Below are 21,419 nucleotides of genomic sequence, written 5' to 3' on the forward strand. Positions count from 1 at the left end.
GTTCGAATCTCGTGGTTATTGGAACGAAGCACTGTCAACGGCGTGGTAGACGTAACGCCCCCCGGTCATCCGCTTGATCTCTTCAAGGTAATTGGAATTCATCACAAACACGTGCGCCCCTTCAGGCAAGGTGTCCATCGCCTCATTCGGTGAGCAGACGCGCGCGCCGCTCAAGGGCAGATACCGTCCTTGCTTGGCCGGGTTGATATCCACCACGCAGTCCACCGCCACACCCGCGCGTTGCAGGAACAGCGAATAGATCACACCTTTGGACGAAGCCCCCCAGATCGCCGAGCCCTGCTGCGGCGCAGCCTGGATAATCTGCACCGCGCGCCCGAGACTGGCAGTGAAGCCGTCCGGCAACGCAAGTTCCGCCGCGGGTTCTTCCGGCGTCAGGCGCAACGTAGCCAGGTCAGCCACGATGTACAGGTACTGGCCGCCGAACAGATGTCCGGCCTCATGTACCGTGCCGAACATTCGGCGCAGGTCATCGAGGCGGAAATAATTGACATGCTCGTAGAACAGGTCGAACCAGGCGCGATGCTCGAGAATCCAGTCCAGGCAAGGCACTTCGATGTAGATTTGTCCGCCCTGGTTGGCCGCTGCGATTTCGGCGAGAAAGCTCAGCGGGTCCTGGATGTGCTCAAGCACATGACGAAGTACCACCGCATCGGCCGACAGGCCCAGGTCCCGCGTGAACGGCGCCTTGATCACATCGGTGTTATCGCCCTCGTAGGCCGGGTCGATGCCCGTGATGGCGTAGCCACGCTGCTTGAGCAGCTCCAGGAAATAACCCTTGCCACAACCGACCTCGATCAGCTCCTGAGCGCAGAAATGCCGGGCAATGATGCCTTCCACTTCAGACAGATGCCGCTGGAACTGAGCCGAGTGGGCCTGTTCGTTCTGATAATCACTGTCGTAGCTGAGCTTGTCGGCATCGAATGCCTGGTTGAAGACCAACCCGCTCACTTCGTCCTGGACGAGTACCATATCGGCACACGCCGAAGCCTTGGCCGACAGCTCATCGGCAAAGGTCCGGTTTTGCAGCACCGGAAGACCGGTGGCCCGGTACAGCTCACGCGTCATGTGCGGCTCCCAATAAGGTTTGCAAACGGTCAGCCACGCCCCAGAACGCCATGGGTTCGTGAGTCGGATAAGGATAATGGCCAAGGTTCAGGCGAAGGGCGGCACCACGCTTGCGCAGATGTGCTTCCACCAGCGCGCGCACCGACACCGGTTCGCCGCTGGAACAATTGACCACGCCATTGAATCGGCGCTGCAGCAGCAGGCCAGCCAAATGGGCGGCCGCAGTCTCGATCGGCAGGTAATCGCGCAACTGCTCACCCCCGGACATATCGAATACCGCTGCTTGGGTATCGATGGCCCGGTCCAGCGCCGCCAGCAGGCTGTTGGGGTTCTGGCCAGCGCCGTGCAAGTAGAACAAGCGGGCCCACTGCAAGGTAAAGGGATGCTCGCGTTGCAGCTGTTCGAGAAACAGGCGCAAGGTATTTTTCGCCAATCCGTAAGGATTGGCCGGTTGCGGCGCAGTCTGCTCGTCGAGCGGCCCGCTTTGCAGGCCATATTCGAAACAGGTGCCAGTGACCAGCACCTGGGAAACGCCTGCCTCGACGGCCTTTTTGATGAGGCGATAATCAGCCATCAAGTTGTGTTCAAAATGAAACAGTGCCTGGTAATTCGGCAACCCAGGCCATGCCAGGTGCGCCAACGCATCGACCCCTTCGGCCAGCGCCGCGACGTCCAGCGCCTCATCGTGGACATCAGCCGCCACGAACTCGACCTGGTCGAACCAAGGCAATGCTCTTGCCGGTTCGACCCGACGGGCAACGGCCCTTACCTCACAGCCACGCGTCAGCAACGCCTGGACCAGATGACGGCCGACAAACCCCGAAGCGCCAGTCACCAAGACCTTCATAACACCGTCAACTCAGGCACGGCGATCACGAACTGCCCACCCCACTGGCGAACCTCGGCCAACTGCTGGCTGACTTCGCTCAACAGGTTCCAGGGCAGGACGAGGACGTAATCGGGTTTCTCCCGCGCGATACGCTCAGGCGACACCACAGGGATTCGGCTGCCCGGCAGGTACTTGCCCTGTTTGTGCGGATTGGCATCGGCTACCCAGGCCAGTAGGTCGGGTTTGACCCCGGCATAGTTGAGCAACGTATTACCTTTGGCGGCCGCGCCATAACCGACCACATGCTTGCCATCAGCCTTGGCCTGCAGCAGGAAGCGCAGCAAACCATGCTTGATGGCCTCCGCGGCCGGCGCCAAGGTGGCGTAATACGCAGAGGTTTTCACGCCAGCTGACAGCTCAGCCTGCAACTGCTGTTGCACCGTGGCCTGCACCGGACGACGCATGCCATCGGCACGCTGGACGAACACCCGCAACGAACCGCCGTGGGTCGACAGTGGGTTGACATCGAACACTTCCAGCCCGTTGCGCTCGCACAATGTTTGCACGGCCGTCAGCGACAGGTAGGAAAAATGTTCGTGATACAGAGTGTCGAACTGCTGCCCGGCCATTAGCGTGAGCAATTGCGGAAACTCAAACGTCGCTACGCCCGTCGGCTTCAGCAGCGTGGCGAAACCGGCGAGGAAATCATTGATGTCCGGCACATGGGCGAGCACGTTATTGGCCGCCATCAGGTCGGCTGCCCAACCCTCCCCCACGAGTTGCGACGCGGTGTCGCGGCCAAAGAACAGCTCGCGAATTTCCAGACCCTTTTCACGAGCCGCTACGGCGGTGCTGCGGGTCGGCTCGACGCCCAGGCACGCAATGCCGCGCTTGGCCACGTACTGCAACAGGTAACCGTCGTTGGCGGCAATCTCCACCACGCGGCTGTCCGGGGTCAAATCGAAGCGTTCGACCATCTCAGCCACATAGCGCTCGGCATGGGCCAGCCAGGTACTGGAGAACGAACTGAAATAGGCATAGTCGGCGTCGAACAGACTGTCGGCGCGGGTGTAATCCTCGGTCTGTACCAGCCAGCACTGCTGACATACAGCAACCTTGAGCGGCACCCACTGCTCGGCCTGCTCCAGTTGGTCGGCCCGCACGTAGGCGTTGGACGGCGGCGACGTGCCAAGGTCAATCAGTGGCAACACCAGGGCAGTCCCGCAACCTCGGCAATTCATACACGCACTCCAGCGAAATGCTCGTCGAGCAAGGGATGGCTGCTGTCCCGGATCGACAGATTATTGACAGGCAGCGGCCAGGCAATCGCCAGCCGCGGATCATTGACCGACACGCCACCCTCATGCTCCGGGGCGTAATCGGCACTGTGCAGATACAGGAGTTCGGCATCGTCAGTCAGAGTCTGGAACCCGTGGGCAAATCCGGCCGGGATCAACAGACTGCGTCCGTCACCCGCCGTTAAATGCTCGGCATGCCAGCGCAGAAACGTATCGGAATCAGGGCGCAAATCCACCGCCACATCCCAGACCTCACCGCGCAGGCAAGTGATCAATTTGGCCTCTGGCTGTACCGCGCTCTGGTAATGCAGACCCCGTACGCTACCTCGCTCGCGGGTGCAGGAATGGTTGATCTGGCGGATATGAAACGGTTGGCCGAACGCGCTCAGGCTGCCCTCGCAGAACAGCCGGGCAAAATGCCCGCGCTGGTCTTCGAAGCGTTTGTGCTGGACGCTGAACAGCCCGGCAAGAGGCAACGCCTTTAACAAAAACTCGCTCACAACGCGCCTCGATACAAGTTCAACTGGCCGAGGGTGACCTGGCGCATGTCATCGCCGTTCTGCCATGCCAAATGCCAATCGAGGGTCTGGGCCAGACACTGCTGCAACGACCAACGCGGCTGCCAACCCAACAACTGCCGGGCGCGGCTGCTGTCCAGGCGCAACAGGCCGGCTTCATGCAAATCGCTCGGCTCGATCCGCAGGCCTGGCGCCAGCGGCCAGCGCTCGGCGAGCAACTGAACGACTTCGCCGACGCTGCACATGTCAGCCTCGCCGGGGCCAAAGTTCCAGGCACCGGCGAACTCCGGGCCTTGCTCAAAGAGCCGCGCAGCCAATTGCAGGTAACCGGCCAGCGGCTCCAGGGCGTGCTGCCAGGGGCGTACGGCCTGGGGATAACGCAGCGTCACCGGTTCGTCTGCCGACCAGGCCTTGAGCACGTCCGGGATCAGCCGTTCAGGGGCGAAGTCACCGCCGCCCAGCACGTTTCCGGCCCGGGCCGTGGCCAGGGCCAGGCCGTGTTCGGCGTAACGATCGGCCGAAAAAAACGAGGCGGCATAAGACTGCGCCAGCAACTCGCAGCAGGCCTTGCTGCTGCTGTAAGGATCATGGCCACCCAGGGCTTCGTTTTCGCGGTAGGGCCACAGCCATTCCTGATTGGCATAGACCTTGTCGGTAGTGACCAGAACACAGGCTCGCACGCCGCCGATCTGACGGACCGCTTCAAGCAGGTTCAGGGTGCCCATGACGTTACTGGAATAAGTGCCCAGCGGATCGCGATAACCCTCGCGCACTAACGGTTGGGCCGCCAGGTGCAGGACGATCTGCGGCTGCACGTCGGCGAGCACCTCCAGCAAGGCACCGAGGTCGCGCAAGTCACCGCGCCGATCATCAATACCCTCGCCCACCCGCGCCAGCTCGAACAGGTTGGGGTCGGTGGCCGGATCCAGGGAAAAGCCGCTGACCCGGGCGCCCAGGCTTTGCAGCCACAGTGCCAGCCAACTGCCCTTGAAACCGGTGTGGCCAGTAACCAGCACCCGCTTGCCGCGCCAGAACTCCGGGCTCAACCCCATTGTTTCCATGGGGCCTCCCCGCTTTGCCACAGGGCCTCAAGATGATTTTTATCCCGCAGGGTGTCCATCGGGTGCCAGAAACCGTCGTGCTGGAACGCCTGCAGTTGCTGTTCGGTTGCCAACGCCGCCAGCGGCTCGGCCTCCCAGGAAGTCTGGTCGTCAGCGATATAAGGCAGGACCTTGGGCGAGAGTACAAAGAAACCGCCGTTGATCCAGCCACCGTCACCCCGAGGTTTTTCGGTGAAACCCAGGACGCTATCGCCGTCGCGCTCCAGCGCACCGTAACGTCCAGGAGGTTGGACCGCCGTGACCGTGGCGAGTTTGCCGTGCGCCAGATGAAAATCCACCAGCGCACCGATGTTGAGGTCCGAGACGCCGTCGCCATAGGTAAAGCAAAACGCCTCTTCGTTTTCCAGATAACGCGCCGCGCGCCGCAGCCGCCCTCCGGTCATGGTGTCTTCACCGGTGTCGATCAGGGTCACGCGCCACGGCTCGCTGTAGTTCTGGTGAACGTCCATGCGGTTGTTGCACATGTCGAACGTGACATCGGAGGTGTGCAGGAAGTAGTTGGCGAAGAAGTCCTTGATGGCGTAGCCCTTGTAGCCCAGGCAAATGACGAAGTCGTGGATTCCATGGGCGGAATACTGCTTCATGATGTGCCAAAGAATTGGCTTGCCACCGATCTCGATCATCGGCTTGGGCTTGAGGTGCGACTCCTCGCTGATCCGCGTGCCGAGACCACCTGCCAAGATAACTGCCTTCATCGTCTCCCCTCTTGTCCATCACCGGGCTCGGCCAAGCGTTGTTTCGCTTTGCGGGCGCGGGGATTACACCTTCAATGCCGATCCGGGCGCCGCGGCATGCCGCAAGCGCTCGTTTTATGGCGATATGAGGGGGGCTTGCAGGAAACGCGCCAGCAAATACTGGTATCTGAAGCTCTAGCGTTTATTACCTCGCCAAGCCATTCAGCATGAAGAACTAGCCCTCCCTGAATGCTCGTTGGGCATGGTCGCTGATCGGTTTAAGCAAATAAGACATGACGCTTCTGGAGCCGGTCTGAATCATCGACTCAACTGGCATTCCCGGCACGAGGGCTAGTCCTTGCAGTTTTGCCAATTCGCTTTGAGGAATCTTGATACCCGCCCGATAAAACCCTTCCCCGGTACGTTCGTCCGGAATCAGATCCGCCGATAATCGCACCACAGTCCCGGTCAATTCAGGGGTGGTACTGCGGTTGAACGCACTCAAGCGCAAGATTGCCGATTGCCCGACCGTTAGCTGGTCGATGTCTTGGGCGCTGATCTTCGCTTCCACCAGCAGTTCATCGTCAACAGGTACGATTTGCATCAGTCCCTCGGCGGGGGAAATGACCCCACCAATAGTATGCACCACCAACTGCTGCACCCGGCCAGCGATGGGCGAGGTGATGTCGATGCGTCTAAGCTGGTCGCTGGCAGTGATTTCCCGCTCGATCAATTCGCCCTGGCGAGCCAGCAAGTCCCGCAGTTCCTGGGATACTTCGCTGCGAAAAGTCTGGTCCACCTGGAGCCGCTGCAACTCGGTTTCGGCGATCTTGCCCCGGGCCTCGGCGATGGACGCCATCAACTGTCCCCGCTCTCCACGCAAGCGGGCAATACCTCGAGCCAGGGCGTTAACCCGGTCGAGGGTCATCATGCCTTTGTCGAACAGCTTTTTGACGGCTTGGTATTCGCTATCAATCAGTTCGATTTCCTCGAGCTTGGTTTTTTGCTGAAGGTCGTGGCCGGCGATGGTTTCGTGGAGTTGCTGAATCCGTTCGCGCAGTTGCTTCTTCTGGCCCTCCCGGGAAGCGCGGCGGTCGATGAACAGTTGTTGCTCGCTGGCCATAACTGCCTTGGCCTCTTCCACGCTCATTCGACTCAGCAACTCTTTTGGCACCGTCACTTTGCTGGCATTGTCCCGCTCGGCCTCCAGGCGAGCCAGGCGGGCCCAGGCCTGATTCAAAGACTTGCTTACGATGGCCTGACTAGCGGCTGGCAAGGTGGCATCAAGACGCAACAATACGTCCCCAGCCGCGACTGTCTCCCCTTCCTTGATCAGCAATTCGGCCACCACTCCCCCGGTAGGATGCTGGATGGTCTTGACACTGCCCTCCACGGCCACCACCCCCGAAGCGATGACTGCACCAGACAGGTTGGTCAACATCGCCCAAGCCAGACTTCCGCCGAGCAGCACCACCAATGACATCGCCCCCCAACGCAGATGACGGGATACAGAATCGGTCAGATTGGCTTCTTGATCGGCCTGCATCAGTTGGACACTCCCATTTCCACTACATGGTTGGCGGGCCGGGGAACTGGCGCAGGCGGCCTTTTAAGGACGACATCCTTGGGACCGAAAGCTGCCTGCATGCCGTTTTCGAGAATCAGCACATGGTCAATTACCGACAAAATACTGGTGCGATGGGCAATCACCACGACAATTGCGCCACGAGCTTTGACCGCCTGTATTGCCTTGGCCAGCGCCTGCTCGCCCTCGGCATCCAGATTGGAGTTAGGCTCGTCCAGCACCACCAGGAACGGATCACCGAACAAAGCCCTGGCCAGTGCCACCCGTTGTCGCTGACCGGCCGAGAGGTTGACCCCACCTTCTCCCACTTGGGTTTCATAGCCTTGGGGCAATTGCAGAATCAACTCATGAACGCCGGCCAATTGCGCGGCACTGACAATCGCGCTGTCCTGTGCCAAAGGGTCCAGTCGGGCAATGTTCTGGGCAACGGTTCCAGTGAACAGCCCAACGCTTTGCGGCAAATAACCGATCAATCTGCCTCGAGCCTGCTCAGTCAGCAGATCCAGTGGCGCACCATCGAGCCGGACATGCCCTCGCGCGGGCGTCCAGGCATTGACCAGCACGCGCGCCAGGGAAGACTTGCCCGATGCACTCGGTCCCACCACGCCGACGGCGGTACCCGCGGAAACCATGAAGGTTATGTTTTGCAAGGTCAGACGTTGTGCACCGGGCGGAGCGGCAAAGATACCCTCCACCTGCAAAGTGCTATGAGCAGCGGGCAATTCGGTCTTGCTCTGGGCATCCGGAAACAACGCGAACACTTCCAGCAACTTATTCCAGGCGATACGGGCACTCAGAAAACTGCGCCATGCGGCGATGACCTGCTCGGCCGGAGCAAGCGTTCGCGCCACAATGATCGAGGCTGCGATCATCGTACCTGCGCTCAAATCACCTTTGATCACCAACCAGGCACCCAGGGCCAGTGCAGCTGACTGAACGACATGACGTAGAGTTTTGGAAATGCCGCCGTAAAAACCGCCGATGTCGATGGAACGTCGTTGCAGGGTGGTAAAGGAGCTGTGGGTCTGCTGCCAAATAGCCGAGGTGTTGCCCAGCATGCCCATGGCTATCAGGGCTTCGGCGTTCTGGTGCGCTTGCTGTCCCAAATGATTGCGCTTGTTCAACGCATCAGCCGACGCCTGCATCAACTTTCGGGTTTGCCGGTCAGTGAGTACGGTCAGCGCGATGAGGATGATCATCAAGCCGGTGGTCAGCAGCCCAAACAGTGGATGAATGTAAAAGCAGACCGCGAGGTAAACCGGCATCCACGGCAAATCGAAAAACGCCACCAGACCTGGCCCACCAATAAAACTGCGGATCTGGTCCAGCTCCTGGGCCGGTTTCAAAGCGTCTCCGGTAATGGGCGCTTTCAGCGACGCACCGGCAATCACACTGAAGACCTTCGAAGACAACGCCAGATCCAGCGAGGAAGCAATTCGCACCATGATTCGAGAGCGAATGATATCCAGCAGGCCCGACAGCGCATAAACGCCCAGCGCCAGCAGGCCCAAGGCGATCAGAGTCGGGACACTCTGACTGGGAATGACCCGGTCATACACTTCCAGCATGAAAACCGGGCCAATCAGCGCCAGGATATTGATCACCCCGGAAAACAGCGCGGCACCTATCAGCCCCCGGCGCAGTGCCGTTTTCAATGGAGGCGCGACAACAGGCGCACTGACAGCGTTATGGGTTTTCAACTGTTATCCGTCCCTTGGTGTTCGTGAAATCCATGTCGCCAGTCGTTACTGACTTGATGAAAGAAGTCGTATGGAAACTTGACGCTCTTTGAGCGCTTTGCACTGGATCTGCAAGTTCCGCACCAGACAATCTGCTGGCGGCAGGACCCGCATCCGCAAGATTGCGCCCATGCTGGAGGCACATGAAAAAACGCCTTTGGATCAATAAGACCCAGAGGCGTTTCTGTAGCCCTGCCCTATATCGAGTTCCGCGGGCGAGGGGTCACGCGCAGGTATTAGGCAGGGATCGTAAAGACATCTCCATTGGACGTATGGAACTGCTCGATCGTGTTGAAGCCTGCATACCAATCTTGCAGCTTCACACCTGTGTCCGAGAGAGGCTGACCTGAATGGTAGCTGGAGGTATTGAAGATATAGGCGTCATTGCCACTGCGCACGGTCGTTATCGTGTCCATTGACGCCATTCCGTTAAGCAACACCCGGTCAACCCCTCCCGTACCGTCATCCTTGATCGTGACCTGGCCGTAGGTATCGATGACGTAGGTATCATCATCCTGGCCTCCATTGAGGAACCCCTGACCACCGTCGGCGACAGTCAACGTGTCATCTCCTGTTCCCCCCACTAAGCGGAAACCATCCCCTTTGCCCAACAAAATATCGTTGCCGGCGCCACCATCAGCAGTGCCGCTGAACACGGCAATGCCGTCGTTGCCTGCCTCTCCATAGGCCACTGCTCCGGTGTCCAGGTTGGCCGTGGTAAGCGCATCATTGCCGAGGCCACCATAGAGCTGATCGGCTTGGGCAACGTTGGTAGAGCTACCGGGAAACATCGGGCCTGTAGCCGTGTACAAGCCGCCATATATGTAATCGGCGCCATCGCCACCGTAGATGGTGTCATTGCCCAGCCCACCCTCCAACCAGTTTGCCAGGCTGTCTCCAGTCATTGAGTCATTGAACTGGCTGCCCATGACCCGCTCGATGTTAGTCAGCACATCGCCCTGGGCGTCGCCTCCCTGATTAATACCCGTCTGAAGGTTGATCTCCACAGCGGCAGCACTATTGATATACCAAGCCTGGTCCACACCCCCACGCCCATCGATGATATCGGCGCCCGCACCACCGATAAAAATGTCGGCTTTAGCAGAGCCCAACAAGGTGTCATCGAAGCCGGAACCTTGATAGATCTCGATCGCGGTAAACGTATCACCCGCAGCATCACCGGCGTTCACATTGGTCGTCAGGTCGATGGTCACCGCGCTGGAGGACTGTTCATAGCTGGCCAGATCCGTTCCCAACGCGCCATCCACGCCCATCGCTTGCGAACCGCCAATGAAGGTGTCGTTAAAGCCCGACCCGCGCAGCGTTTCAATCTCCTGATACGTATCACCGGTCGCAATACCGGAATGGATGCCTGTCGTCATATTGAGGGTAACTGCTACCCGGCTGTCACCATAGCTGGCAACATCCACGCCTGCGCCGCCGATGAGTTGATCCGCGCCCGCCGCGCCGAACAGCACGTCGTTGCCACCGCCACCGATGATGATGTTATCGCCGGTGTTGCCGTAGCCTGTGAAAGCAACCGTGCCAGTGTGAGTCATCTTCTCAATGAACGGGTCCATGGTGAAGATAGCCTGGCTGGTAAACACTTCGTCGAAGCCGCCATCGGCCTGCTCGATCGTCTTGTTTCCGCTGGTGTTGACAATGTAGACGTCGTCACCAAGCCCGCCCTCCAGCGCCACGGCCCCCCTGGCACTGGTAAACGTGTCATTGAACACGGTACCAATGACCTTTTCGACGTTCTGCAGTGTATCGCCCTGGGCGTCACCGCCAACGCCTGGCAAGCCTTCATAGAAGCGAATATCGACATTAATCGCTTCGGCCGAAGTGGAATAGTCCACCGTGTCGACACCCGCCCCGCCATCGAAGCCGATCGCTCGACCATCTGCGACAAACGTATCGTCGAAGCTTGAACCCCGGATTACTTCAATGTCGGTAAATGTATCACCCACTGCAATACCCGAATAAACCCCGGTCTTGAGGTTGATGTACATGGCCTCGTTACTGTCCGTATAACCGGCCACGTCCAACCCCGAGCCGCCGAAGAACTGATCGGCGCCGTCACCGCCGAACAGCACGTCATTGCCCACGCCGCCGACGATGATGTTGTCGGTCGCGTTGCCGTAAGCAGTGAAAGCCGCTGTGCCGGTGTAGGTCAGTTTCTCGATGAACGGGTTCAGGGTGAAGGTAGCCTGATTAGTGCGCACTTCGTCGTAGCCGCCATCAGCCAACTCGATCGTCTTGTTACCGCTGGAATTGACGGTATAGAGATCGTCCCCTGCCCCGCCTTCCATCGTCACAGCTCCCCAGGCACTGGTGAATGTGTCATTGAACGCCGTACCGATGACCTTTTCGATGCCTTCCAGCGTGTCGCCCTCGGCATCACCGCCGGTGCCTGGCAGGCCTTTGTAATTGCGGATATCGACATTGATCCCTGCGGTCGAAGTCGAATAATCCACCGTGTCGATCCCCACCCCGCCATCGAAACCGATCGCCCGACCGTCCGCCACGAAGGTGTCGTTGTAACTTGAGCCGCGGATCACTTCGATGTCCGTAAAGGTGTCGCCAGTGGCGATGCCTGAGTGAACACCCGTCTTGAGATTGATGTTCACCGCCACCTTGCTGTCGGTATAACCGGCCACGTCCAGCCCTTCACCGCCGAAGAGCTGATCGGCGCCATCACCGCCGAACAGCACGTCATTGCCCACGCCGCCGACGATGATGTTGTCGGTCACGCTACCGTAAGCAGTGAAAGCCGCTGTGCCGGTGTAGGTCAGTTTCTCGATGAACGGGTTCAGGGTGAAGGTGGCCTGATTAGTGCGCACTTCGTCGTAGCCGCCATCAGCCAACTCGATCGTCTTGTTACCGCTGGTATTGACGGTATAGAGATCGTCTCCGGCCCCGCCTTCCATCGTCACGGCTCCCCAGGCACTGGTGAACGTGTCATTGAATGCGGTGCCGATGACTTTTTCGATACCTTCCAGCGTGTCGCCCTCGGCATCACCGCCGGTGCCTGGCAGGCCTTTGTAATTGCGGATATCGACATTGATCCCTGCGGTCGAAGTCGAATAATCCACCGTGTCGATCCCCGCCCCGCCATCGAAACCGATCGCCCGACCGTCCGCCACGAAGGTGTCGTTGTAACTTGAGCCGCGGATCACTTCGATGCCCGTAAAGGTGTCGCCAGTGGCGATGCCTGAGTGAACGCCCGTCTTGAGGTTGATGTTCACCGCCACCTTGCTGTCGGTATAACCGGCCACGTCCAGCCCTTCACCGCCGAAGAGCTGATCGGCGCCGTCACCGCCGAACAACACGTCATTGCCCACGCCACCGATAATGATATTTTCGCTAGCGTTCCCATAGGCCGTGAAAGCGGCCGTGCCGGTGTAAGTCAGTTTCTCGATGAACGGATCCATCCGGTAGCTGGCCTGGTTAGTGCGCACTTCGTCATAGCCGCCATCAGCCAACTCGATCGTCTTGTTGCCGCTGGTATTGACGGTATAGAGATCGTCTCCGGCCCCGCCTTCCATCGTCACGGCTCCCCAGGCACTGGTGAACGTGTCATTGAATGCGGTGCCGATGACTTTTTCGATGCCTTCCAGCGTATCGCCCTCGGCATCACCGCCGGTACCTGGCAGGCCCTTGTAATTGCGGATATCAACATTGATCGCTTCGGTCGAAGTGGAATAGTCCACCGTGTCGACACCCGCACCGCCATCGAAGCCGATCGCCCGGCCATCCGCCACAAAGGTATCGTTCAAATTCGAACCACGGATCACTTCGATGTCGGTAAAGGTGTCGCCAGTGGCGATCCCTGAGTGAACCCCCGTCTTGAGGTTGATATTCACCGCCACCTTGCTGTCGGTATAACCGGCCACGTCCAGGCCTTCACCGCCGAAGAGCTGATCGGCGCCGTCACCCCCGAACAGCACGTCATTGCCTGTGCCGCCAATGATGATGTTGTCGGTGGCGCTACCGTAAGCGGTGAATGTGGCCGTGCCGGTGTAGGTCAGTTTCTCGATGAACGGGTTCAGGGTGAAGATGGCCTGATTGGTGCGCACTTCGTCATAACCGCCATCAGCTAACTCGATCGTCTTGTTGCCGCTGGTATTGACGGTATAGAGATCGTCTCCGGCCCCGCCTTCCATCGTCACGGCTCCCCAGGCACTGGTGAACGTGTCATTGAATGCGGTGCCGATGACTTTTTCGATACCTTCCAGCGTGTCGCCCTCGGCATCACCGCCGGTGCCTGGCAGGCCTTTGTAATTGCGGATATCGACATTGATCCCTGCGGTCGAAGTCGAATAATCCACCGTGTCGATCCCCGCCCCGCCATCGAAACCGATCGCCCGACCGTCCGCCACGAAGGTGTCGGCAGCACCTGTGCCACGAATCACTTCGATGTCGGTAAATGTATCGCCCGCTGCGATGCCCGAGTGAACACCGGTCTTGAGGTTGATGTTCACCGCCACCTTGCTGTCGGTATAACCAGCCACATCCAACCCCGCACCACCAAAGAACTGGTCGGCGCCGTCACCACCGAACAACAGGTCGTTGCCTGCGCCGCCCGTGATAATGTTGTCGCTGGAGTTGCCGTAGCCGGTGAAGTTGACAGTACCGGTGTAGGTCATTTTTTCGATGAAAGGATCCATGGTCATCAACGTCCAGCTGGTACGTAGTTCGTCGATGCCACCGTTGTCTTGCTCAATGATTTTCACGCCGCTGGTCGCAACGTTATAGATATCGTTGCCAGCACCACCTTCGAAGGTCAAATTACCGATCGTACTGGTGAAACTGTCATCAAAGGCCGTACCGATGACTTTTTCGACAGCGACCAGCGTATCGCCTTCCGCATCACCACCGACACCAGGCCGGCCTACACCGTTGCGAATATCGATGTCGATGGCAGCCGTCGAAGCGGAATAATCCACCGTATCGACCCCCGCCCCCCCATCCAGTCTGTCCGCGCCAGCGCTGCCCAGGAGTACATCATTGGAGGCCAATCCATAGACCTCGTCGTCATCGCTGCTCCCGGCCAGCGTATCCGCGCCGCTCGTTCCATTTATCACTGCCATTTGCTTCTTCCTTGCTCTGTTGAGAAACCGGATATCTTTTCAAGCCGCGTGGATACAACTGCTCGTGACCAAAAGAACTCATCTGCCTGTATCGGCCTGCGGGCATGGAGATTGAGACGGCAAAAAGGCGACTAAAGCCGCCATTATTCCAATGCATTGTCAGGGCTAGTCCGGCAACCACCCCCACAACCAATGCTGCAAGTTGTCGCCACTGAGCATGAAATCACGAAGCACCGCTTCGCGCAGTTCATCACCCATGCGGTAGCTGGCGTCAGGATCGGCCAGGTGCATGCGGATCGCCGCGATCCATTCCTCGGTGCTGTTGCTGCGTACCTTGGTACAGGGCAGGAAACCGTCGTAAGCCTTGGTATCGGTGCAGATCACCGGGTAGCCACAGGCGCCGTATTCCAGCAAGCGCAGGTTGCTCTTGCAATCGTTGAAAATGTGGAACTCCAGCGGCGCCAGTGCCAGGTCGAGGTTCAGGCTGGCCAGTTTGAACGGGTAAGTCTGCAACCCGACAGAGGCGTGGAACTCATGAATGTAGGGACGCAACACTTCCGGGCACATCCCGAAGAACACCCACTCCACCTCATTGGCCAGCTCACGGACGACGTCGGCAATGATCTCCAGATCGCCGCTGTGGCTGGTCCCACCGCCCCAGCCAACCCGAGGCTTAGAGGATGTTCCGCGCCGGCTGGTCAACCGGGCCCATGGCTCGGGGCGCAACATGTTAGGCACCACACGGATCTCGTTGTGCATGCAGGATAAGGCATCGGCCAGCGGCTGAGTCGTCACCACCACGCGATCACACAACGCGATACCCTCGCGCAACATCTGCTCGGTGTTGACGGGTTTGTTGCGCGTGTGGGTGTTTTTCTTGGGCGCGCTTACTATGTAGTCGTCGAGTTCAAAAATCCTCAAAGCGCCGGAATATTTCTTCATCCGTAGAATGTCCCCAGCAGCACCTTCGCTGTAGCGCCCCTGCAACACGATGGTATCTGGAGAAAGCCGCTCGATTTCGACGGTCGAAGGTGACTCATAGGCCACCCGGGCAATCACCCGCCCGCTCGCTTCGAGTTCGGCCAGCGGGGCTGTAACACGATAGTGGCCTACTGCGGTAGCGTTGACCGGCAACCCGAGGACCAAGGGCAACGCACGGGTGTAAAAGGGATTCCAGTTATTGCGTAGCGATGGTTCAAGTCCAAAGCTCGACGCCCCCAAGCTCAAGGAAGGACTGTAAGCCGGATCACGCGCAATCTGCGGCAACCATTTGCGATAGAAAACTTCGCGTTCGCGCTCCTGCAACACTTCTTCCAGTTGGGCTGACGATTGCCCGGTCGCTTGTATGACGCTGGCGTAAGGTGTCCAGACCACCAAGTAGCCATCCTTACCTGCTCGCAGGCACAAATCGACGTCACTGAGGCCCTGGGTGAACGTCGTGTCATCGAGGCAACCCAACTCTTCAAACACTTGCCTGCGTACCATCAGGCAGTCGCTGCTGACCGAACTCCAGTTCTGGGTCGTGTGCAGACGCTGCATGTAGCCACGAGAGGTCGCGGGCTCACCGTAAAATGGTGATCCAACCGGCCCGGCCAAGCCGAGAATCTGCCCAGCGCCGACAACTGTGCCCTGGGGGCTGAGTATCCTTGCGCCGACCACCGCGACTTCCGGGCGCAGCGCATGATTGATCATCTCGTCCAACCAATCTCTGTCGCCTATGACCATCTGCGGGCTCAGCAGCAACAGGTAGTCGCCCCGGGCCTGGCTCGCGGCAAAGTTACGCACTGAGGCGTCATTGTCGTCACCGGCGTAACGCAGCACGCGTAGCATGCTCGCGCCCAACTGAGCCATGTCGGCCAGCCAGCCGAGCATGGCCGGGTCCCGCACGCCGCTGTCCACGATCAGGATTTCATAGTGCGTATAGGCAGTACGCTCGATCAGGCTTTCGCAGCAGCGCTGCAAGGCTACCAGTGAATCACCCGTGCGCAGGATGATCGACACCAACGGACGGATGTCGTAGCGGTAGTCGATGCGATTGATCAGCGGCAACACACCCTGGCGAATCTCATGAGGTGCGCCAATGCGCTCCAGGTGAGCGCCAACCATAGGGGCGTTGCCCTCGATCACCTCGGGCCACGACAACCATTGAGCAAAACTCAGTGTGGACTCCACCTGGATCTCGGCAATGTGCTCGATGGTTTGCGGGCCGGCCTCTTCCACCAGCCGCCAGAGCAGGTCGTGAGGCGCCAGCTCACCGCGGGCCGGGTCGAACCCGCCCAGGGTCATGAAACGCTCGCGTTCAAAGGCCAGGGCCCGACCGACGTAGGGATAAGCGCGCATCAGGTCGAGGTTGAAATCAGGCTTGAACACCGGCTCGATGGACTCACCGTTTACCAGTGCGCCTTCGTCGCTGTAAGCGCAGAGAATTCCGGTCTTGCCCGCCACGCGTTCGGCCAGGATCAACAACGCTGAATCACGGAGGCTATCGCCAGCGCGCAGAAGATAGAACCAATGTGCGCCCTCCAACTGCGCAACAATGGCATTGAGTTGCCGCGCCCAGTCGGGCTGATAAGGCAACTGCAACACCCGGTCATTGGCCTCGCAACGGGCGTCGGAAAGCACCACGACAGCCTGGGCCGGATAGAGCTGGCCCTCTATGCTGTTCAGCGTGGTCGCCAAGGCCACCTCGTCCCCAGCAGCGTCGATGACAATCGGCACGATGTTCGGACGCAATGGCCAACTGTCGATGCGCGCAGGCATGACACGCTGCTCAACCTCGCTAAAGCGGCGAACCGACAGCCACTCGCGGTAGAACTCGGCATAACTCTCGCTCTGGGCACCTACCCGGCCATTGACGACCGTATTGCGATTGCCCAGCACACGGGTCACACACAGTTCCTGCCAGGCGTGGGGCTGATCGGTGACTTTGTCCAGATCAACGCAGCGCACCCAGCCAGAGGCCGGCGCCGCTTCACCGTTACGCGCGGCGAGCATCTGCGCCAACCACTGCCATTCCACTTTTGCAGCCTTGAGCATCTCCGGGGTCTTGCTTAAACGCTCCGGGTACAAGCGCTCGACACTCAATACTGTGTTGAGCGTGGCCAGATTCCCCCGGCGCATCAGGCAGACAAACAAGGCAAAGTCGAGGGTGGCAACGAAACCGGCTCCGCCCTGGACCAGCGCTGGCAGCAGCTCTAGCACATCCGTCCGGCGCATCAGGGCGGAACTGAAATTACCGACGAAATTGGTCGGCGTGCTCTCGAAAATCGCCAGCATGTCATCGCCCTTGAGCAGGGCATCGTTCGGCGAGAACCGGCAATTGTCGATTCGCGGAGGGAGAATAAAATTACCCGCATCACACAACAACCGAAGGGCAAATACCACGCTGACATCGGCGTGATCAATCAGCACCTGAGCTTGCTTGCCAATGCTCGGCGCAAACAGCCGATCATCGTCGCACAGCACTTTGATGAACTCGCCCCGAGCCTCCTCGACACAGCGCAACAGGTTGCCCTGAAGCCCCAGTCGCTGCGGATTTCGTAGATAGCGGATCGGATGAGAGGGTTCGGCAAAGGAGTCGACAATCTGGCGAATTTCATCGCCAGACGAATCGTCGCAAACAACGATTTCGATCTGTTCGTAAGTCTGAGCCAGGGCACTGAGCAGTGCCTGGTCGAAAAACCGGGGGTTGTACGCGGGAATGACAATGCTGACGAGGGGAAGTGGCTTCACGGCAAAAACTCTCGAGCGGCGGGCGCCGGCCTTTTCAGGCCGGCGCCCCGGAACCGCTTAAAAAAGACGGTTGGCGGCTCGGTCGATACCGGCTCAGATCTTGTTGAACAGGCCCAGTTGGGCGATCTTGCTGAAAGCCAGTTGCGAAGCCTGCAACATGGTCTGCTGCAAGGTCAGACGCGTCATCACTTCAGCCGCATCGGAATCGCGAATCGACGATTGGGTCTGGGTATTAGCCAACACCAGGCTCTGGTTCGTGTCGCTTTGGGTATCCAGAGCCTGACCCCGTCCACCTACCGAACTCAAGGCGCTGGACAACTGATCGGTGCCGCTGGCCAGGTTGCCGATGCCGGAGGCCAGCGAAGCCTGCAGCTTTTGCAGCGCAATCGGATCGTCGTTGGTCGGCGTGCTCAACGCGGTTTTCAACTGGTTCACGGTGTCCAGAATGTTCTGGGTTTCGTGAGTGTTGACCGCGATGCTGAACTGATCGTCCGCAGCGGGCGTACCGTCCAGAGTGAAGCTCACGCCGGAGGCGGTGGCCACGTTGCCGGCCAGGGTGCCGCTGGACACTGGTTGGCTGTTGGCGGTCAACGGCGCGGCGTACAGATCGAAATCGGTGGCGCTGGTGAACTTCAGCACGGCAGAGCCGGTCGGGAAACTGGCGTGATACGCCACCGGGTCGGTAATCTCGCTGCCGGTGACCTGGACAGCGGTCGGGTTGCCCGGGCTGCGGGTCGCGGCAAAGGTGTCCGGCTTGGCGGCCAGGGTAAAGGTATGGCCTGGCAGCACGGTATTGGCATCATCACCGGTTTGCAGATTGATGTTCAGGGTCAGTTCCAAGCCACGGAACTGCACTGCCTGACCGCTTTTGCTGGCGGGGTCAAAAGCGCCGCCCTGGCTGGCTTCGGCGGTGACGTCGTTGCCGCCGGAGTCGGTGATTCTCAGCTGCGTGCCGCTGGTGAATTCAACGGTATACGGCTCGCCGCTGCGGAATTTGCTGTTGTAGCTGACACTGGACGAGACCTGACCGTTGGACAGCACTACGCGACCATCGTCCACCGCCGGCGCAGTCATGGTGACCTGGCTGCGACTGGTGTTGACGGCCTGCTGGAACACTTCCCAGCCGGTGCTGTTGGTGGCCATCGACATGGTGTCGCCGACCGGCAGGTCGAGGGTTACCTGGTCACCGTTGTAGCTGTAGCTGCCATCAGTGTTGCGGGTGAACGGGATGGTATCGCCCTTGGAGCCGGCGAAAATGTATTTGCCGTTTTCGTCCTTGCTGTTCATCAGGCTGAGCAACTGCTCTTCGATCTGCGCCAGCTCAGAAGCGTTGGCCTGGCGGTCGGCGTCGGTGTAGCCAGCGTTGCCGGCACCGACGGCCAATTCCTTGGCGCGCTGCAGGACGTTGCCAATGCTGGTCATCACCGCTTCAGTGGTGCCCAGGGTGGCCTTGATGGTGTTGGCGTTGGTTTCGTACTGGGCCAGCATCGAGGCCTGCGTGCCCAATTGCAGCAGACGCGAAGCCCCTACCGGGTCATCGGCGGCGGTATTGATGCGCACCAGGCTGCTGGCCTCTTCGCTGGTCTTGACCACATTGGCGAAGTTTTTCTGATAGTTCGCAGCCGTGGATTCGTAAAACTGGGCGGTAGAAATTCGCATGGGCTACGACTCCTTAAAGACTGTTGATCAATGTGCTGAAGATTTCCTGCGCAGCCTTGATGATCTGCGAAGACGCGGTGTAGTACTGCTGATACTTGACCAGGTTGCCGGTTTCCTCGTCCAGGTCCACGCCTGACAGCGAGTCACGCGCGCCCTTGGCGTTGTCCAGGATCGCACCGGTGGCGGCGCTGTCGAGTTTGCCCTGGGCGGCCTTGGAACCTACGCCCTCCACCAGCTTGCCGTAGGCATCGCCCAGGGAAATACCCTTGCTGGCGGAACCAGTGTCCACGGTCTTGGCGGTCTGCAAACCGGCCAGGACAGTGCCGTTACGGTTGTCCAGGCTGCCGGCCTGGCTGACGCTCACATCGATCGCGGCACCGTTGGACGGCGCGCCAGCAATCGACATGTCGAAGGTGACGGTACGCTGCACCGGCGGTGCGGAAGAATCCATGATCGGGTTGCCGCTGGCATCCTTGAGCGGAACGCTCAGGCTCAAGGTATTGCTCTGGCCGGGCTTGATCGTGCCATTGCTGATCTCGACGCCCGTGGCATCGAGCAACTGATAAGCCTGGCTGGTGCCGTCGGCGGACGTCGCGCCGAAGACCACCTTGACTGGCATCGAGGTCTTGATGCCGTTCTGGATGATGGTGGTGGTGGCTTCGTCATAGATATCCAGCTGCGACGTCATGGTCGGCTGGCCGCTGGCCGGAATGGTCAGCGTACCGCTGCCGCCCGGCACGATGGCGGCGCCCAGCGGCGCGGCAATCGCCAGCCGCTTGGAGTCGGTCATCTCGGTCTTGATACTGGTCGCTGCGTTGCGGGTCGGGGTGATCTTGAACGAATCACCAGCGGCAGCGGTGCCATTGGCAAAGGTCATCGAGAAACCGTCGATCACCGGCGGCGGCGTCGTCGCGGTATTGAACGAACCCATCGAAGTGCCGTCGGGCAGGCGCTGGACCGTGTAGTCGGTGCCGCTGGTGAACGTCACCTTGTAATCGTTGGTGGTCAGCGCGCCGGTGTCTTTGATGGCCACGTTGAAGTTGCCGGAGCCGGCACTGTTGTCCAGCGCGGCAATGCTGCGCTGGCTCATCTGCGCGGCACTGTTGATGTTGGTGAACAGGTTGGAACCGAAGGCGCCGTTCTTGTCGATGCCCGAGGCCTGGATCGCGTTCATCTGGTCGGCGACCACCAGGGCCACGCGGCCCAACTCGTTCATGGCCGGGTCGAGCACAGTGCTGCGATAGCGCATCAGGCCGCCGATCTCGCCACCGGTGAGTACCTGGGTGAGGTCCATGACGCTGGAGCCGCTATTGAGCTGGATCCCCAGGCGCCCTGGATCGTTCTTGTCCGGCACGGTTTCCAGAGTGTTGACGGTATTGCCCATCACCAGCGGCTGGCCGGAACCCAGGTAGATGTCCAGGCTGCTGCCGTTCTCCACAACCTGAGTACCGGTGAACGCCGAGAGCTGGAGAATGGTCTGGTTGCGGGCGTCGAGCAAGTCGTTGGGAGCACCGCCGGAGTTGGAGACTTCGGCGATTTTCTTGTTCAACTGAGCAACGGTGGTGGCCAATTTGTTGACCTGATCGACCATGCTCGTCAGGTTGCCGTTGATGTTCTGGTTCTGCTCCGTCAACTGGCTGGCGACCGAATTGAAACGGTTGCTCAAGGCTTGCGCATCACTGAGCAGCAACTGGCGGGACGCATCGTCACCCGGCTTGGCATTGACGTTCTGCACTGATGCGAAAAACTTGGTCAGCGCGCCGTTGAGGCCCGTGCCGGTGTCCGACAGCAAGGCATCGAGCGGGGTGATCTGCCCTTGATAGGCCGCCGCATCGCTGTTGAGCGAGGTCGTGGTCTTCAACTGCGCTTCAAGATAGGAATTATAGACCCGCCGCACATCGGCCAGGGTGGTGCCGGAGCCGATGAACACGTTGCCGTATTGATTGGATGCCTTGGTGGTCTGCACCGTCTGCTGACGCGAATAACCGGCGGTATCAACGTTGGCAATGTTGTTACCCGTGGTCACCAATGAGGTCTGACTTGCGGACAGACCCGACATCCCGATGTTGAGCAAACTCATGGTTC

General features: G+C 59.6%; 12 protein-coding genes. All 12 read right to left on the bottom strand.

Annotation, left to right across the window (positions count from 1 at the left end; genetic code table 11):
- Positions 1–15 precede the first annotated feature (15 nt).
- Positions 16–1,086 (bottom strand): class I SAM-dependent methyltransferase, encoded by a 1,071-nt coding sequence (locus tag AAIS01_RS15600; RefSeq protein WP_343469669.1) that lies wholly within the window; start codon positions 1,084–1,086, stop codon positions 16–18.
- Positions 1,076–1,933 (bottom strand): NAD-dependent epimerase/dehydratase family protein, encoded by an 858-nt coding sequence (locus AAIS01_RS15605; protein WP_343469670.1) that lies wholly within the window; start codon positions 1,931–1,933, stop codon positions 1,076–1,078. Before AAIS01_RS15605 ends, AAIS01_RS15600 begins: the two co-directional genes overlap by 11 nt.
- The gene (locus AAIS01_RS15610; RefSeq protein ID WP_343469671.1) at positions 1,930–3,156 is read right to left on the bottom strand and encodes a methyltransferase domain-containing protein; all 1,227 of its coding nucleotides are present in this window, start codon (positions 3,154–3,156) and stop codon (positions 1,930–1,932) included. The genes AAIS01_RS15605 and AAIS01_RS15610 overlap by 4 nt, the downstream gene beginning before the upstream one ends.
- The gene (locus AAIS01_RS15615; protein WP_214913130.1) at positions 3,153–3,713 is read right to left on the bottom strand and encodes a dTDP-4-dehydrorhamnose 3,5-epimerase family protein; all 561 of its coding nucleotides are present in this window, start codon (positions 3,711–3,713) and stop codon (positions 3,153–3,155) included. The genes AAIS01_RS15610 and AAIS01_RS15615 overlap by 4 nt, the downstream gene beginning before the upstream one ends.
- Positions 3,710–4,792 (bottom strand): CDP-glucose 4,6-dehydratase, encoded by a 1,083-nt coding sequence (rfbG, locus tag AAIS01_RS15620; RefSeq protein ID WP_343469672.1) that lies wholly within the window; start codon positions 4,790–4,792, stop codon positions 3,710–3,712. Before rfbG ends, AAIS01_RS15615 begins: the two co-directional genes overlap by 4 nt.
- Positions 4,774–5,547, bottom strand: a complete 774-nt coding sequence (gene rfbF / locus AAIS01_RS15625; RefSeq protein WP_076385852.1) for a glucose-1-phosphate cytidylyltransferase — start codon at positions 5,545–5,547, stop codon at positions 4,774–4,776. Before rfbF ends, rfbG begins: the two co-directional genes overlap by 19 nt.
- Positions 5,548–5,761: 214 nt before the next feature.
- The gene (locus tag AAIS01_RS15630) at positions 5,762–7,072 is read right to left on the bottom strand and encodes an HlyD family type I secretion periplasmic adaptor subunit (RefSeq protein ID WP_343469673.1); all 1,311 of its coding nucleotides are present in this window, start codon (positions 7,070–7,072) and stop codon (positions 5,762–5,764) included.
- Complete coding sequence (locus AAIS01_RS15635) at positions 7,072–8,811, bottom strand: type I secretion system permease/ATPase (protein ID WP_343469674.1); 1,740 nt, start codon at positions 8,809–8,811, stop codon at positions 7,072–7,074. Before AAIS01_RS15635 ends, AAIS01_RS15630 begins: the two co-directional genes overlap by 1 nt.
- A gap of 275 nt (positions 8,812–9,086) precedes the next feature.
- A complete protein-coding gene (locus AAIS01_RS15640; RefSeq protein ID WP_343469675.1) occupies positions 9,087–13,943 on the bottom strand; it encodes a beta strand repeat-containing protein in 4,857 nt (1,618 codons plus the stop codon).
- Between the two features lie 165 nt (positions 13,944–14,108).
- Entirely contained in the window at positions 14,109–17,675 is a 3,567-nt protein-coding gene (locus tag AAIS01_RS15645; RefSeq protein WP_343469676.1) for a glycosyltransferase, read from the bottom strand.
- Between the two features lie 93 nt (positions 17,676–17,768).
- On the bottom strand, positions 17,769–19,334 hold the full coding sequence (locus AAIS01_RS15650) for a flagellar hook-associated protein 3 (protein WP_343469677.1): 1,566 nt from the start codon (positions 19,332–19,334) through the stop codon (positions 17,769–17,771).
- Between the two features lie 13 nt (positions 19,335–19,347).
- Positions 19,348–21,414, bottom strand: coding sequence for a flagellar hook-associated protein FlgK (gene flgK / locus AAIS01_RS15655; protein ID WP_343469678.1), 2,067 nt, complete (start codon positions 21,412–21,414; stop codon positions 19,348–19,350).
- Positions 21,415–21,419 lie beyond the last annotated feature (5 nt).

Origin of the sequence: Pseudomonas halotolerans (assembly GCF_039581215.1) — a bacterium.
In the GTDB taxonomy this organism is placed as follows: domain Bacteria; phylum Pseudomonadota; class Gammaproteobacteria; order Pseudomonadales; family Pseudomonadaceae; genus Aquipseudomonas; species Aquipseudomonas tehranensis.